Genomic DNA, 13,813 nt, shown 5'->3' with positions numbered 1-13,813 from the left:
TGGAGGGAGTCCCTCCTAGGAATTCTTTGCAAGCTGTTTTTTGCCATAGGCGGTTCCCATCAGGGTAACCGCCCCGGAGATCACAATCGGTAACGTGAAACTTACCAGGAGCCGGTCGGCCATGAAAAAGGGGATCCCGGAGGCGATGCCCAGTAAGGAGGCCAAAAGGGCGGTATTCTCCGTAACATATTTATTGAAAAGGCCGTAAAACAATGGGAAAACCACCCCGGCACAAAGAAGATCCGCCACTAAGAATAAGTACAGCACACTGTAGCCCTGGGCAGCGATTAGAGTAGCGGGAAGAATGATTACTAAGGTTAAGGCTCTGGCAAAACGAAGGAGGGAGCGGGTTTCCATGTCTTTTAAAATCCCCCGGCTATTGGCACTGAAGGTGGCCACCATTCCGTTTAACAGGGTATCCACGGTACTCATCACCAGCACCAGGGCCAGAATAAAGACGAGGATGATCAGTCCCCTGGGGAAGATGCCGTAAACCAGAGAAAAAAGAGCCACCGAGGGGTTTTCTCCGAAGCCCAGTCCCGTGGAAAGGATCCCGAAAAATCCGGTGAGGAGCATAACGGGAACGGCGATGATAATGCTAAAGATCAGGGATTTTCTGATGGACCGGTCATTCTTACCGGAGTACACCCGCTGCCAGTAGCCCTGATGAAATAAATTCGCCACAAATACGGCGATTCCCAGGGTCAGGCCGAACTCAATCCCGCCCAGGTTTCGGAAGTCGAACAGTTCCGGCGCGTTTTCAGTGCTGAGGGTAATCATGTTTCCGATCCCCCCGAGGTAATACACCACACCGACGGTGGTAACGAGAAGCAGCACCAGCACAAACACCATTTGGATCATATCCGTAAACATGGAAGCCCGAAGGCCTCCGTAGGCGATATAAATCATGGTGCCCACACCGACGAACAGGGCCGTGAATATAAGGGGGATCCCCGCAAGTTCATAGGCCACAAGACTAATCGCCGTAAGCTCCGCCACAAGATGCACAAACATATAAAAGATGGACAACAAAAGAACCAGGAGGTACATTTTCTTACCGTATCTTTTTCGTGCAAAGTCGTTTAAGGTACTGCCCTTAGGCAGATAGTTACGGATTTTGGGGCTGAGGATCATAAAAGCGATGTAAAGACTTGCCAGCCCCAGGGCATAGCCGATAATCGTGGTGATCCCGCCGATGGATCCCGCCTCCGGGGGTGTGAATAGAATAAACACCCCTAAAAAGGAGGCCAAAAAAGTCGTGGAAAGAATCTTGGTGCCGGCAGTGCCCCGGGCGGTGACAAAATCGTCCAGGGATTCAAACTTTCCCCGACTGTAAATGACGCCGATGGCGGTGAAAGCCATGACGGTAAGGATAATGATTGCATAAATAAGCGAAGATGAAATCATAAAAGGGTACCTCCTGATGTTAGTGGATTTTGGTCAAGTCTTTGGCTGCCTGTTGAATGTCCTCCTGGGCGAGGATGGCGGAAACCACGGCCACCCCGTCAACCCCGGTATTAAGCACCGAGGGGATATTCTCCTTGGTAAGCCCGCCGATCCCTACAACGGGAATGCATAGGCTGTTTTTAATGATCCGAAGCCTCTCCAGGGACACGCTTCGGGTATTATTTTTTGTTGCCGTTGGAAATAAAGCCCCCACACCGATGTAATCCGCTCCCTCCGCTTCCGCTTCTTTCGCTTCTTGAACAGTGGCGGTGGAAGCACCGATGATTTTATCGGGACCCAGGAGCCTTCGAGCTACGGTAACGGGAAGGTCCTGTTGGCCCAGGTGAACCCCTTCGGCATTAACCGCCAGGGCAATATCCACCCGGTCATTGATGATCAGGGGAACCCCGTAGTACTCCGTCAATTTTTTTACTTTCAGGGCCCGATGGTAAAAGGCTTGGGAAGATCCTTCCTTATGGCGAAGCTGCAGGACGGTGATCCCTCCCAGAATCGCCGCCTCCAGGCTTTTCAGAAAATCCCTGCCCCCCAGGACCCCTTCATCGGAAACCAGGTACAGGCGATAGGAAATATTTTGTTTATTGTGTCGTTCATTCCTGGACTTCATAAATTTTTCCCCTTTCCAGATAATCCTTGATGGTAAAGTGACTAAAAGCGTCGAAGAGCCGGACTTTAAAACTCCCCAAGCCTTCCCCGGGCTGCAGCCCCTCTCCTGCGATTTCACCGGAAATCCCCATGATACTCAGTCCCAGCAGGGCGGCATGAAGGGGCGGTGCCCCGGAGGCGCAGCACAGTCCGATAAGGGAAGAAGACATACAACCGGTACCGGTAATTTTTGAAAGATGGGAAGTGCCGTTTCCAATACGGTAGGTAACCCTGCCGTTGGAAACCACATCGAATTCCCCGGTAATGGCAACGGTGCAGTGATGGCGCTGGGCCAGGACCTTTGCAATTTCCTCGGCCCCTTCCCCAGAGGATAAGATGGAATCCACCCCTCTTGGGACAACGGAAGGATCGTAAAGATGCATGATCTCCGATAGGTTGCCCCGGATCACCGTCAGCGACACTTCTTGTAGAATCTTTGCCATAAGGCTTTGGCGAAGCTTTGTAGTACCCAGGCCTACAGGATCGAGAATTACAGGGATCCCCAGGGCATTGGCTCTTTTTCCCGCCAGAAGGATGGAATGGGTTCGTTGGGAGTTTAAGGTGCCCATATTTAATACCAGGGCCGAGGCAAAAGCCACCATTTCCTCCACCTCTTCTTCGGCATCGGCCATTACCGGACTGCCCCCGAGGGCAAGGACCGCATTGGCGCTGTCATTAGCGGTTACATAATTGGTGATATGATGAATCAGTGGAGACTCTTTACGGATGTTATTCAGCATGCTTTCAAAGGCTTGGGACAGGTTCATAAAAATACCTCCTAAGGGATGGATTAAGAATCCGGATGATACAGCTGATAAAAATGGTGTACCGGTCCGGGACCCCTGCCGATGGAGAAGGAATGCTCAATGGCTGTGGTGATATAGGCTTTGGCATGTTTAATGGCCACCTGAATACTCTCCCCCTTCCCCAGGTTCGCGGCGATGGCGGAGGAGAGGGTGCAGCCGGTGCCGTGGGTATTTTTTGTGGCTACCCGTTTGGTTGTATAGGTTGTAAAGGAGCTTCCGTCGTAGAGAATATCCATGGCATCCCCTTGGAGATGACCCCCTTTGATTAATACGAAGGCCGGTCCTAAGCTGTGGATTTTTACAGCCGCTTTTTTCATATCCTCCAGATTTTGAACCTTCATGCCGGTGATCTCTTCGGCCTCGGGAAGATTCGGGGTGAGGACTGTGGCCATGGGAAGAAGGTGGCTGATCAGGGCGGCCTTTGCCTCGGGCTGTAACAGATCAAAACCGCTTTTAGAAATCATTACGGGATCCACCACCAGGTTCTTATAGGGATACTGTTTTAAGGTTTCGGCGATGACTTGGATCGTTTGGATTTGAGAAACCATACCGATTTTGATGCCATGGACCGCAATGTCTTCAAAAACCGCTTCGATTTGTTTTTTAATGACCCCGGGGTCGATATCCTGTACGGCAAAGACCCCCCGGGTACTTTGCGCGGTCACGGCGGTGATCACACTCATGCCGAAAACCCTGTGGGCGGAGAAGGTCTTCAGGTCTGCCTGAATGCCTGCACCCCCGGAGCTGTCGGATCCTGCAATGGTTAAAAGATTTTTCATGATTACCTGCCTCCTTGTTGGTGATAGAATTTTATTACGCCGGATTGTTCCATCAGCTTATAGATGATGTAGCCGATGACGGCTCCGACGATGGAGCTTAGGGCGAAGGGGCCGATGTAAAAAAACACGGCAACCTCTGCCCCTAACAAATACCGGGCGATGGGATAGGCCGCCAGGGCGCCCAGGATTCCCGTGCCGAAAATTTCTCCCCCCAGGGCGAAGATAGACTTTTTCGTTGCCAGAAACAACAGGCCGGCCAGGTAGGCACCGAAGATACTGCCGGGAAAGGCCAGCAGGGAACCGGTTCCTAAAATATTTCGAAGCAGGGAGGTTACAAAAGCCACGACGACGGCATAATAAGGGCCGAAGAGGACGGCGGCCAACACATTGAGAGCATGTTGTACGGGAAATACCCGGGACACGCCGATGGGAATGGAAATAAGATGGGCACTGAGAACCCCTACGGTAATCAGCAGGGCGGCGGTGGTTAGTTTTCTTGTGTTCATTGGTAAAGCCTCCTTTCCAGGGTTGAATAGGGTTGTTTGATCGCAGGTGCTTGCCGGTGAAACAAAAGTGGAAGGGGATTTTCAGTAATAAAAAAAGCACAAACCCCGGACGTAGGGTTTGTGCTTGAATACACAAGAGTATTCGTCCAATAATGATCGACGCACTTTCCTACGCTGGTATTATCCAGATCAGGTATAGGGATTAAAGACTTAAACGGGTCTTATTCTCAGCTGGCCTAACCAGCGCTCCCAGTGATTCCTATTGATTTGTTTGAATAAAGTCATCATAGCACAAAAAAACGCCTTACGCAAACACAAAGGAAAAAGCTTAAGGACGTAATACCTAAAAGCCCGAGTTTCTTTTTTTAACTCCCATAGGACGGGGCACTTTCAATTGTTAAGAATTCTTAACATGATTGACAGGGGGGAGAGAATGCCGTACAATTCAAGTATAATCGATAATATTCATATACCGTAAATGGAAAAATACAAGAGGAGGCGATCCAATGAAAAAGAAAGTGGCTTTTGTATGCGTTCATAATTCCTGTCGCTCACAAATGGCGGAAGGCTGGGCAAAGAAACTGGGCTCCCATGTACTGGAAGTCTATTCTGCTGGAACGGAAGCATACCCGGAACTAAAGCCGGGGGCGGTGAAAGTCATGGAAGAGGCAGGGGTGGATATGAGCGGACAATATCCCAAGCTTCTGACGGAGATTCCCCAGGAATTGGATATTTTAATCACCATGGGTTGCAATGTGGTTTGTCCCTTTGTTCCCAATAACCACAGCGAAGATTGGGGCCTGGACGACCCCTCCGGGGGACCCATTGAAGGCTTTCGAGAAACCCGGGATCTGATTAAGGCCAAGGTGGAGGATTTGATCCACAAGGTGGAAAAAGGAGAAATTTAACGGAAGTAATCTAAATAATCCTTCGGAGGAAACCACCGGAGGGAAAAACCTCGACGGAACCTACAGTACCTTTTAGGGACTGTAGGGGAAGCCGGGTTTTTTTCTTTTATTTCCCGGGAAACCGGTCTTTAAATTCTCCCGGATTTCCGTTATAATCAATCGTAGTGATTAAAGAAAGGGAGTCGAAAATGAGTATTTTAACGGTAAAGAATTTAAGCCATGGTTTCGGAGACCGGGCCATCTTTCATGAGGTATCCTTCCGACTATTAAAGGGAGAACATATCGGTCTGATCGGTGCCAATGGCGAAGGAAAGTCCAGTTTTATGAATATGATCACCGGAAAACTGCAGCCCGATGAAGGGGAAATTCAGTGGGCGAAAAAAGTCCGGGTGGGGTATCTGGACCAGCACACGGTACTGGAAAAAGGAGAAACCATACGAGAGGTACTAAGGGGCGCATTTCAATACCTGTTTGATATGGAAAAAGAGATGAATGAAATCTGTGAGAAAATGGGAGAGGCCTCTCCCGGGGAACTGGAAACCTTAATGGAGGACATGGGCAACATTCAGGATATGTTGACCAATAATGATTTTTACACCATCGACGGAAAAGTGGAAGAGGTGGCCAAGGGCCTGGGTCTTAGTGATGTAGGGCTGGAAAAGGACGTACACGATCTTAGCGGCGGACAACGGACGAAGGTGCTACTGGCCAAGCTGCTGTTGGAAAAGCCGGATATTTTATTATTGGATGAGCCCACCAACTTCCTAGATGAGGAACATATTCAGTGGCTGAAACGATATTTACAGGACTACGAAAACGCCTTCATCCTGATCTCCCATGACATATCCTTTTTAAACAGTGTAATCAACCTGATCTATCATATGGAGAATCAGAAACTGCACCGCTATGTGGGAGACTACGAGGAATTTCAAAAGGTGTATCAGGCGAAAAAGCAACAGTTGGAGGCGGCCTATAAAAAGCAGCAGCAGGAAATTGACGGATTGAAGGATTTTGTAGCAAGAAATAAGGCCCGGGTGGCCACAAGAAATATGGCTATGTCCCGGCAGAAAAAGCTGGATAAAATGGAGAAGATCGAACTTCCCCAGGAGAAACCGAAGCCGGAATTTCATTTTAAGCAAGGGAGAACCTCGGGAAAACTGCTCTTTGAAACAAAGGACCTTGTTATCGGTTATGACGAACCCCTGACCAAGCCCTTGAATCTTCGGATGGAACGGGGGGAGAAAATTGCCTTAACCGGAGCCAACGGACTGGGAAAAACCACGTTGCTTCGAAGTATTTTAGGGGAGATTGATCCCGTGGAGGGATCCGTGGATAAGGGAGAAAATCTGGGAATCGGCTATTTTGAACAGGAAACCAAGGAAGCCAATTACAACACCTGTATCGAAGAGATCTGGAAGGAGTTTCCCTCACTGAATCAGCACGAAGTTCGTTCTTCCTTGGCAAAGTGTGGCCTGACCACAAAGCATATTGAAAGCAAAATGGTGGTTCTAAGCGGCGGAGAAAACGCGAAGGTCCGTTTATGTAAGCTGTTGAATCGGGAAACCAATCTGTTGATTCTTGATGAGCCCACCAATCACTTGGATGTGGATGCCAAGGAGGAATTAAAACGTGCCTTAAAGGCCTACAAAGGCAGTGTGCTGTTGATCTCCCATGAGCCGGAATTTTACCGGGAAGTGACCACCGACATTTGGAACTGTGAAAACTGGACCACGAAAATATCCTAAAAAGTGGGGGACAGGGGATGGGATCGTAAAAAAAACGAATTCCAGCCCCTGTTCCTTTTATTTGTATTAAAGAATTTGAGCCTCCGGTCGATAATATATAAGTCGGTGCTTATAACGATAGGGGCAGTGAAAGAGGGGCCGCCCGTCATCGGGGGCAGCATCAAAAAATCAGGTAGTACAAAAATCAGATCGTACGTAAGGGGGAAAGCTGTTTAGTCAGCGAAAATATGAAAAGTATTCGTATGAAACTCATTATTTATTTCTCGGCAATCATTTTAGTCATTGCCATTGTTTTCAGTGGGGCTTCTATTTTCACCACAAGCAACATCATTCAAGAGGAGGGGGAAAGTGCTTTAATGAGGCAATCCCAGGAAATCGGAGAGGTCTTCGCCAGTGAACTGCGAGGGGACCTGAGCACTCTGGGAGCCATCGGGAACAGTAGCGGAATGGGAACCATGGGATGGTTTACCCAACAGCAGATTTTGGAAAGGTATGTGGAGAATTCCGATTTTATCGGCCTCGGGGTTGTCAGTCCCGACGGATCTACCCAATATGCCGACGGATCCACGGCGGAATTGGGGGACCGGGATTATGTGATAAGAGCCTTTGAAGGGGAAGCCAACGTATCCGATGTGATCATCAGTCGGGTAACGGATTCCCCCGTGGTCATGATGGCCACCCCCATTGAACAGCGGGGAGACATTGTGGGAGTATTAATCGGACGACTGGAAGGGGAAGCTTTAAGCGAGCTTTTGGAAGGAAAGGGCTACGGAGAACAGGGTTATGCTTACGTTATCAACGAAGAGGGAACCGTGCAGGCCCATATTGATCCGGAGCTTGTGATGAACGGCTTTAATCCCATCCTAGACTCGGCAGAGGACCCGGAGCTTGTACCGGTGGCGGAAACTTTTGAAGAAATGCTCCGGGAGGAAGCCGGGGTAGCGGACTATCATTATCAAGGGGAGGACCTTTATGCCGGATTTGCACCGGTTGAGGGAACCCAATGGCGGGTGGTGGTAACCGCCGAGCAGGGGGAGGTATTAAGTGCCTTGCCCAGTATGCAGCGAAACGTACTATTGATGACGGGGGTCGTCTTGGCCCTGGGGATTGGGATTGCCTATGTTGTGGGGAACGCATTTTCAAAACCCATTGTAGCCGCATCGGATATCCTCAACAGACTATCAAATTACGATCTAACCTATGATGAAAATCATCCCGCAGTTCAGTATCTGGATCAAAAAGACGAAGTGGGGGGCATGATTCGGGGGATCGCGAAAATGCAGGAAAACTTTGTGGTGCTGCTCAAAGGGGTATCCGGCAATGCCCAAGAGGTGGCCTCCTCTTCGGAAGAGTTGACGGCCACCAGTCAGGAATCCTCAAAGGCGGCGGATGAGGTAGCGAAAACCATTGAAGAAATGGCGAAAAGTGCCGGGGAGCAGGCTCAGGAGACGGAAACCGGCGCGGAAAACATCAATGTTTTAGGGAACTATATTGAAAAGGATCAGGAGCTCCTTAAAAAATTAACCGGTTCAGCAGAGGTGATTGACGGCCTAAAGGAAGAAGGAAACCACCTCCTGGGGGATCTTGTTGAAAAAACCCAGGCCAGCAGTCAAGCCGCTGGGGAAGTGCAAAAAGTGATTGGAGAGACCAATGAAAGTGCTCAGCGGATCGAAAGTGCCAGCGGTATGATTCGAAGCATTTCGGAACAGACCAATCTTCTCGCTTTAAATGCGGCGATTGAAGCCGCCCGGGCGGGTGAGGCCGGCCGGGGATTTGCTGTGGTGGCGGAGGAAATTCGAAAGCTGGCGGAGCAGTCGGAATCCTTTACCCAGGAAATCGACGAGGTGATTAGGGACCTCAGCGAGAAAACCCAAAACACGGTGAAAATCATGGATGAGGCCGGTGAAATTGTTCAACAACAAACCCGGGGGGTGGAAGATACCCAAAGGAAGTTTAGTGGCATTAACAACGCCATTGAAGAGATGAAAGAAATATTAGAGGTGGTCAATGATTCCTCCCTGGAAATGGCAAAGCAAAAGAACGAAATCATCGGTGTGATCGGCAATCTTTCCGCATCTTCCCAGGAGAATGCGGCGGCGACGGAGGAAGTTTCCGCTTCGGTGGAAGAGCAAACCGCAGCCATGGAAGAGATCGCCAATGCCAGTGAAGCCTTGGCGGAACTGTCGGAAAAAATGCAGGAGAGCATCAGTCGCTTTAGGATTTAAAGGTTTGAAGTGTATGACTGAAGGACTCTGGGATTTTCCAATTTGATGAACTTGATAAGGAGGGTGTCGGTAAATAGCTTAGCCGGCACCATGATTTTATTATAGCGAAGGGAAAAGAATAAAATTTTTTCTGTTGTATGATTCATTTCTCCATCCTCGGGTAAATTATTAAAAAAGGAGGAATGATTACAATGAAGATACTAGTCGGTTATGATGGATCGGAATCAAGTCTTCGGGCTGTGGGAAAAGCCCACCGTTTAATTAAGGACTGCGGGGTCCACGAGGTAACTCTGATTCATGCCCATAAGCAAGACTCCCGGGAATCCATTTCAAAGGATAAGTTTGCAACCTCTCCCGACCTGCTGGATCAATTAAAGGATCAGGACAAGAAAAATTGGTTGGAAAAGCAGGAGGTTTTGGAAGAAATTGCGGAGAAACTTGAAAAAAGCGGGGCGAAAACCAATATCCGTATTGAACAGGGTCATCCCGCGAAAGTGATTATCACGGAAGCAGAAAACGGAGACTACGACATGGTCATCCTGGGCCGGCGAGGTCGAGGAGGCCTAAAGAATATGGTGATGGGAAGTGTCAGCAACGCCGTTATACAAGGAACGGATACCAGTGTGCTGGTGGTTCACTAGTCTCTAGCCTGTAGTTGGATAATATAATTGTAAACCTCCGGAAACCAATGGTTTTAAAGCGGAGGTTTTTTAACGTGATTTATATATAAGTAAATTATTTAAAAAAGGACGGATTCCCATGAATGAAAAGAAAACCTCCCTGGGCAGGGAATACATAAAAGGAGCCACCTTTGGGATTATGGGAATGCTGGGAATATCCATTTATATCCTGGCGGATACCTTTTTTATCGCCACGGGGATCGGCAATGAAGCCCTGGCCTCCTTAAATATTGCAATACCCGTATATGGGTTATTAACCGGCATGGGGTTGATGCTGGGAATCGGCGGCGCAACAAAGTTTACGATCCTTAGGGCGAGGGGAGAACATCGGGCGTCGAAAAGAATCTTTACCAACACCTTGATTTTAGGAGGGGGTTTTTCTTTAATAATGACCCTGGGGGGCCTTTTTTATGCCGAAGAATTTACCCGGTTCTTGGGAGCCGATGAATCCATCTTTCAAATGACAAAAACCTACCTTCGAACGGTTTTATTATTTTCAAGTTTTTTTATTATGAACAATATTTTTGTAGCCTTTGTTCGAAACGACAACAACCCCAGAATCGCTATGCTGGGCATGGTGATCGGCAGTTTCGGCAATATTGTGCTGGATTATATTTTCATATTCCCCTTACAGCTGGGCATGCTCGGTGCGGCTCTGGCCACGGTGACGGCCCCGGCGGTGGGACTTTCTTTGATGATTCATTACTGGTTGAAGCATTCAAGGAATTTAAAACTGAAAATGCCCACAACATTTTTCAAGGAATGGCTGGACATTATCCGCCTGGGTTCCGCGGCCTTTATTACGGACTTTTCCAACGGCTTGGTGATCCTTCTATTTAATTTGACGATTCTGGGCATTGCGGGAAACATTGGGGTGGCAGCCTACGGTGTGGTAGCAAATATGGCGTTGGTGATTGTGGCGGTATATATCGGTATAGGACAAGGGATTCAACCGTTAATCAGTGAAAGTTTCGGAAAAAAGCGGGAAGAAGACTTAAAGAGGATTTTACGCTGGACCATACTGCTTACCCTGGGTATGGGAGCCCTCACCTACACCGGCGGTGTGATTTTTGCCCCCTCTATTATGGATGTGTTCAATTCTGAGGGAGATCCCACCATGAGCCGTTTGGGCATTGAAGGCATACGCGTCTATTTTTCCGCCTTTCTCCTTATGGGGATTAACATTACTATGGGGGCTTTTTTTGCGGCGGTCTCCCTATCGAAACCTTCCATCAGAATTTCATTGCTAAGAGGGGTCTTTTTAATAATCCCCTTAGTCTTTATCCTCCCCCGGTGGATGGAGATGCTTGGGGTATGGTTGGTGGTACCTATAGTGGAGCTGATCACTGTGTTTGTCGTCATCGGATATTTACGTTATTACTCGAAAAAAGTGTTGCAGCAATCGTAATGGAAGGGTAAGGGAGAGTAATTTGCCAAGGTTTATTTTTTATTAGGAATTTTTACGGCTTGAAGGAAATCAGTCTTTGTTTGTAGAATTACTATTATAGAGGAAAAACATCCTAAGGAAATACAAAACAGGAGGACTTAATATGCCCATAGTACTGATCATACTTTTGTTACTTGCAGGAATCATCTTTCCAAAGCTGATACAATACAAGCGGTCTCAGTATAAGACAGAAAGTGGGAACCGTTTTTTTGAAACGATCCTGAACCCTAAAAAATACGGGGAGTTTTTAGCTTTTACCTATTTGGAAGAGTATCAGATTTATCGAAAAATCCTTACAAATCGGTTTTTAGTAAAGGAGGACCAAAGGTCCGTGGAATTGCAACTGATCATGATCAGCGAGGCGGGAATTTATGTGTTCGATGTGAACAACTATAAGGGGATCCTCCGGGGTCATCCCTTGCAGGAGCGTTGGTCACAACATTATAAGAACAAAGAGCAGACGTTGAAGAATCCTTTACTGGAAAATCAAAAAAGAATTCAGCTGCTGAGGGAGAGTTTTTCTGCAATCGATCAATCCCGGATCAAGTCCTTTGTGTTAGTTAATAATGACTGCACCTTAGAAGTCGAAGGATATAATTCTGAAGAGGGAAGAATACTGAAAATGAAGGAATTGATCAATGAATTGAATGAGGATATTTTAGAAACCAAGCAGGTGTTGTCAAATCAAGAAGTGGATAAGCTGTACGATAGGTTGAAAAAGGAAACTCGAAGAAAGGGATCCGGCTAACACCTATGAAAAGGAGCCTTCATAATAACTATGAAGACTCCTTTTTTTAAATAAAAATAGGCTAATCCGCTTCAAATCCGTTATCCGTATGATCCCCGTCACAGAAGGGTTTGTTGTGGGACCCTCCACATCGACAAAGAGTATAATGTTCCCTACACTCCGGTTGACAGCCGCTATCATCTTTAAGCAGGATCCCACCGGTGACTTGTAAAGGTCCGTCCTTATCGGTTGTGATGGCGGGATTTTCCTGTCCCCATTCCTGAAAGCGCCGATTTCCGAATCCGTAGCTGAGGGCACCGGAAGGACAATGCTCGATGGTTTCAATAATTTTTGTAACGCTGGCGCCCTCGGGGGTGATCCAGGGTTTTTTGTCTTTGTGAAAAACCTGGGGAAGCATTTCAACGCAACTGCCATCATGGCTGCAAACCCCGCGATTGTCATAAATGATGATATCTTCACCGGTATAGGTTTTAACTTCATCGGGAACCCGGTCTTTTTTCTTTACCTCATTCAGTCCTTCTTCATTATGGGTACCGTCACAGTAGGGCTTCATTTTAGAGCCGCCACATCGACAAAGTCCGGTAACCGGCTGGGTGTCAAGTTCTTCTCCAGTGGATTTTTTCAAGGTCTCCAGGTCGGTGACTAAATAATTGTTGTACTTGGAAACTACGATCGTTGGGGTTGACTGGTCCTTCTTTTTGTTGTTGGACATGTTACATTCCTCCTTTTACTATTCGGAATATTCCATCTTATAGTAATTATAACATAACTTCCTGTCACCGTCAGTCTAAAAAATGGGAGATCAGCTTTTGCCGGGTTTAATGGAATGGCGAAGTGGCGGAAGGCAATGTTTAAGACCGGGGTAAGGGAGGTATAAGTAATATGTAAAGAAAACAGAATTTTCAAATGAAAACTAAAGGAGTTGTTCAAATGGGACAAGAAAGAGAAAAGGGCAGAGTAGCAGGAAAGGAACCGATTGATGTGGATGTAAAAAAAGGAGAAACCTATGTATGGTGCAGTTGCGGCCGGAGTAAAAATCAACCCTTCTGCGATGGTTCTGATGAAGGATTTTCCTTTGAACCCGTGGCCTTTACCGCAAAAGAAACCGGGTCGGTAAAGCTTTGCACCTGCAAGCAAACCGATACCCCGCCCTACTGCGATTGCGCCCACGATAACTTGTAATAACGAAAGTTTTTGGGATCCGATTACTTAAACAAGGTGAAGCCACCGGTACTAATGGTGGCTTCATCAATGAAATGCTGTAAAAAGTAAAAAGAACAGAAAATTCAATGGATAAGGATGATTAACAAAACAAGACAAGGATGATTAACAAAACAAGGATGATTAACAAAAAAGAAGGAGCTGAAAAAATGGCGATTGATGTAAAAGTTCCCTGGGGAGAGAAATATACAATCAACCATGTGGTTTTTGACTTGAACGGAACCCTGGCGAATAACGGTGAAATAGCGAAGACCACGGAAAAGCTGTTAAAAGCGTTGGCACAAAAGGCTAAAATTTATGTACTCACAGCAGACACCCATAACACCGCCGGGAAGTTAAAAGAAGAAATCGGTGATTTTTGTGAGATCATTGTGCTCCAGAGCAGTGATCATTCCGAGGAAAAAGCGCGCTTTGTTCATACTTTAGGTTATCGAGAAACCGTAACCCTGGGTAATGGGGGAAATGATGTGAAAATGGTGCAGGAGGGAATCCTATCCTTCGGAATAATAGCAGGGGAAGGCGCTTACGCTCCCCTTCTGACAAAGGTGGATATTGTGGTGCATAATATCGACCATGCCATCGAGATGCTGATTCATCCCAGGAAGATTGTGGCCACCATCCGAAAATAATCGCAAAAAC

General features: G+C 47.4%; 14 protein-coding genes and 1 riboswitch. Of the genes, 8 read left to right on the top strand and 6 right to left on the bottom strand.

The window, feature by feature from the left end; genetic code table 11:
• Nucleotides 1-15: 15 nt before the first annotated feature.
• The 5 genes from ISALK_RS08945 to thiW are packed head-to-tail and all read right to left on the bottom strand — an operon-like array spanning nucleotide 16 to nucleotide 4,200.
• Nucleotides 16-1,407 carry a sodium:solute symporter family transporter gene (locus ISALK_RS08945; protein ID WP_160721403.1) on the bottom strand — a complete coding sequence of 464 codons (1,392 nt, stop codon included), beginning with the start codon at nucleotides 1,405-1,407 and terminating at the stop codon, nucleotides 16-18.
• Nucleotides 1,408-1,426: 19 nt separating this feature from the next.
• Nucleotides 1,427-2,071: a thiamine phosphate synthase gene (gene thiE, locus ISALK_RS08940; protein WP_160721401.1), complete on the bottom strand. Its 645-nt coding sequence runs from the start codon at nucleotides 2,069-2,071 to the stop codon at nucleotides 1,427-1,429.
• Entirely contained in the window at nucleotides 2,055-2,876 is an 822-nt protein-coding gene (gene thiM / locus ISALK_RS08935) for a hydroxyethylthiazole kinase (RefSeq protein ID WP_160721399.1), read from the bottom strand. Before thiM ends, thiE begins: the two co-directional genes overlap by 17 nt.
• 23 nt (nucleotides 2,877-2,899) lie before the next feature.
• Nucleotides 2,900-3,694: a bifunctional hydroxymethylpyrimidine kinase/phosphomethylpyrimidine kinase gene (gene thiD / locus ISALK_RS08930; protein WP_160721397.1), complete on the bottom strand. Its 795-nt coding sequence runs from the start codon at nucleotides 3,692-3,694 to the stop codon at nucleotides 2,900-2,902.
• A 2-nt stretch (nucleotides 3,695-3,696) separates the two neighbouring features.
• On the bottom strand, nucleotides 3,697-4,200 hold the full coding sequence (gene thiW / locus ISALK_RS08925) for an energy coupling factor transporter S component ThiW (protein WP_160721395.1): 504 nt from the start codon (nucleotides 4,198-4,200) through the stop codon (nucleotides 3,697-3,699).
• A gap of 149 nt (nucleotides 4,201-4,349) precedes the next feature.
• A riboswitch (TPP riboswitch) is annotated at nucleotides 4,350-4,461 on the bottom strand.
• Between the two features lie 245 nt (nucleotides 4,462-4,706).
• Here thiW and ISALK_RS08920 point away from each other — a divergent pair.
• The 6 genes from ISALK_RS08920 to ISALK_RS08895 all read left to right on the top strand — a co-directional run bounded on the left by ISALK_RS08920 (nucleotide 4,707) and on the right by ISALK_RS08895 (nucleotide 11,953).
• The gene (locus ISALK_RS08920) at nucleotides 4,707-5,108 is read left to right on the top strand and encodes an arsenate reductase ArsC (RefSeq protein WP_160721393.1); all 402 of its coding nucleotides are present in this window, start codon (nucleotides 4,707-4,709) and stop codon (nucleotides 5,106-5,108) included.
• 188 nt (nucleotides 5,109-5,296) lie between these two features.
• The gene (locus ISALK_RS08915; RefSeq protein ID WP_160721391.1) at nucleotides 5,297-6,853 is read left to right on the top strand and encodes an ABC-F family ATP-binding cassette domain-containing protein; all 1,557 of its coding nucleotides are present in this window, start codon (nucleotides 5,297-5,299) and stop codon (nucleotides 6,851-6,853) included.
• A 242-nt stretch (nucleotides 6,854-7,095) separates the two neighbouring features.
• Nucleotides 7,096-9,078 (top strand): methyl-accepting chemotaxis protein, encoded by a 1,983-nt coding sequence (locus ISALK_RS08910; protein ID WP_160721389.1) that lies wholly within the window; start codon nucleotides 7,096-7,098, stop codon nucleotides 9,076-9,078.
• A 191-nt stretch (nucleotides 9,079-9,269) separates the two neighbouring features.
• Complete coding sequence (locus ISALK_RS08905; protein WP_160721387.1) at nucleotides 9,270-9,719, top strand: universal stress protein; 450 nt, start codon at nucleotides 9,270-9,272, stop codon at nucleotides 9,717-9,719.
• A 118-nt stretch (nucleotides 9,720-9,837) separates the two neighbouring features.
• Nucleotides 9,838-11,166, top strand: a complete 1,329-nt coding sequence (locus ISALK_RS08900) for an MATE family efflux transporter (RefSeq protein ID WP_160721385.1) — start codon at nucleotides 9,838-9,840, stop codon at nucleotides 11,164-11,166.
• A gap of 142 nt (nucleotides 11,167-11,308) precedes the next feature.
• Nucleotides 11,309-11,953, top strand: coding sequence for a nuclease-related domain-containing protein (locus ISALK_RS08895; protein WP_160721383.1), 645 nt, complete (start codon nucleotides 11,309-11,311; stop codon nucleotides 11,951-11,953).
• A gap of 61 nt (nucleotides 11,954-12,014) precedes the next feature.
• Here the strand turns inward: ISALK_RS08895 and ISALK_RS08890 are convergent, their stop codons facing one another.
• Nucleotides 12,015-12,665 (bottom strand): CDGSH iron-sulfur domain-containing protein, encoded by a 651-nt coding sequence (locus ISALK_RS08890; RefSeq protein ID WP_160721381.1) that lies wholly within the window; start codon nucleotides 12,663-12,665, stop codon nucleotides 12,015-12,017.
• A 218-nt stretch (nucleotides 12,666-12,883) separates the two neighbouring features.
• Here ISALK_RS08890 and ISALK_RS08885 point away from each other — a divergent pair, with 218 nt between their 5' ends.
• Together ISALK_RS08885 and ISALK_RS08880 are read left to right on the top strand one after the other, a co-directional pair.
• The gene (locus ISALK_RS08885; RefSeq protein WP_160721379.1) at nucleotides 12,884-13,135 is read left to right on the top strand and encodes a CDGSH iron-sulfur domain-containing protein; all 252 of its coding nucleotides are present in this window, start codon (nucleotides 12,884-12,886) and stop codon (nucleotides 13,133-13,135) included.
• A gap of 188 nt (nucleotides 13,136-13,323) precedes the next feature.
• Nucleotides 13,324-13,803, top strand: a complete 480-nt coding sequence (locus ISALK_RS08880) for a hypothetical protein (protein ID WP_160721377.1) — start codon at nucleotides 13,324-13,326, stop codon at nucleotides 13,801-13,803.
• The last annotated feature ends 10 nt before the right edge of the window (nucleotides 13,804-13,813 follow it).

It is taken from the genome of Isachenkonia alkalipeptolytica, assembly GCF_009910325.1.
GTDB lineage: Bacteria > Bacillota > Clostridia > Peptostreptococcales > T1SED10-28 > Isachenkonia > Isachenkonia alkalipeptolytica.
This window is presented reverse-complemented; position numbering and strand designations above follow the sequence as displayed.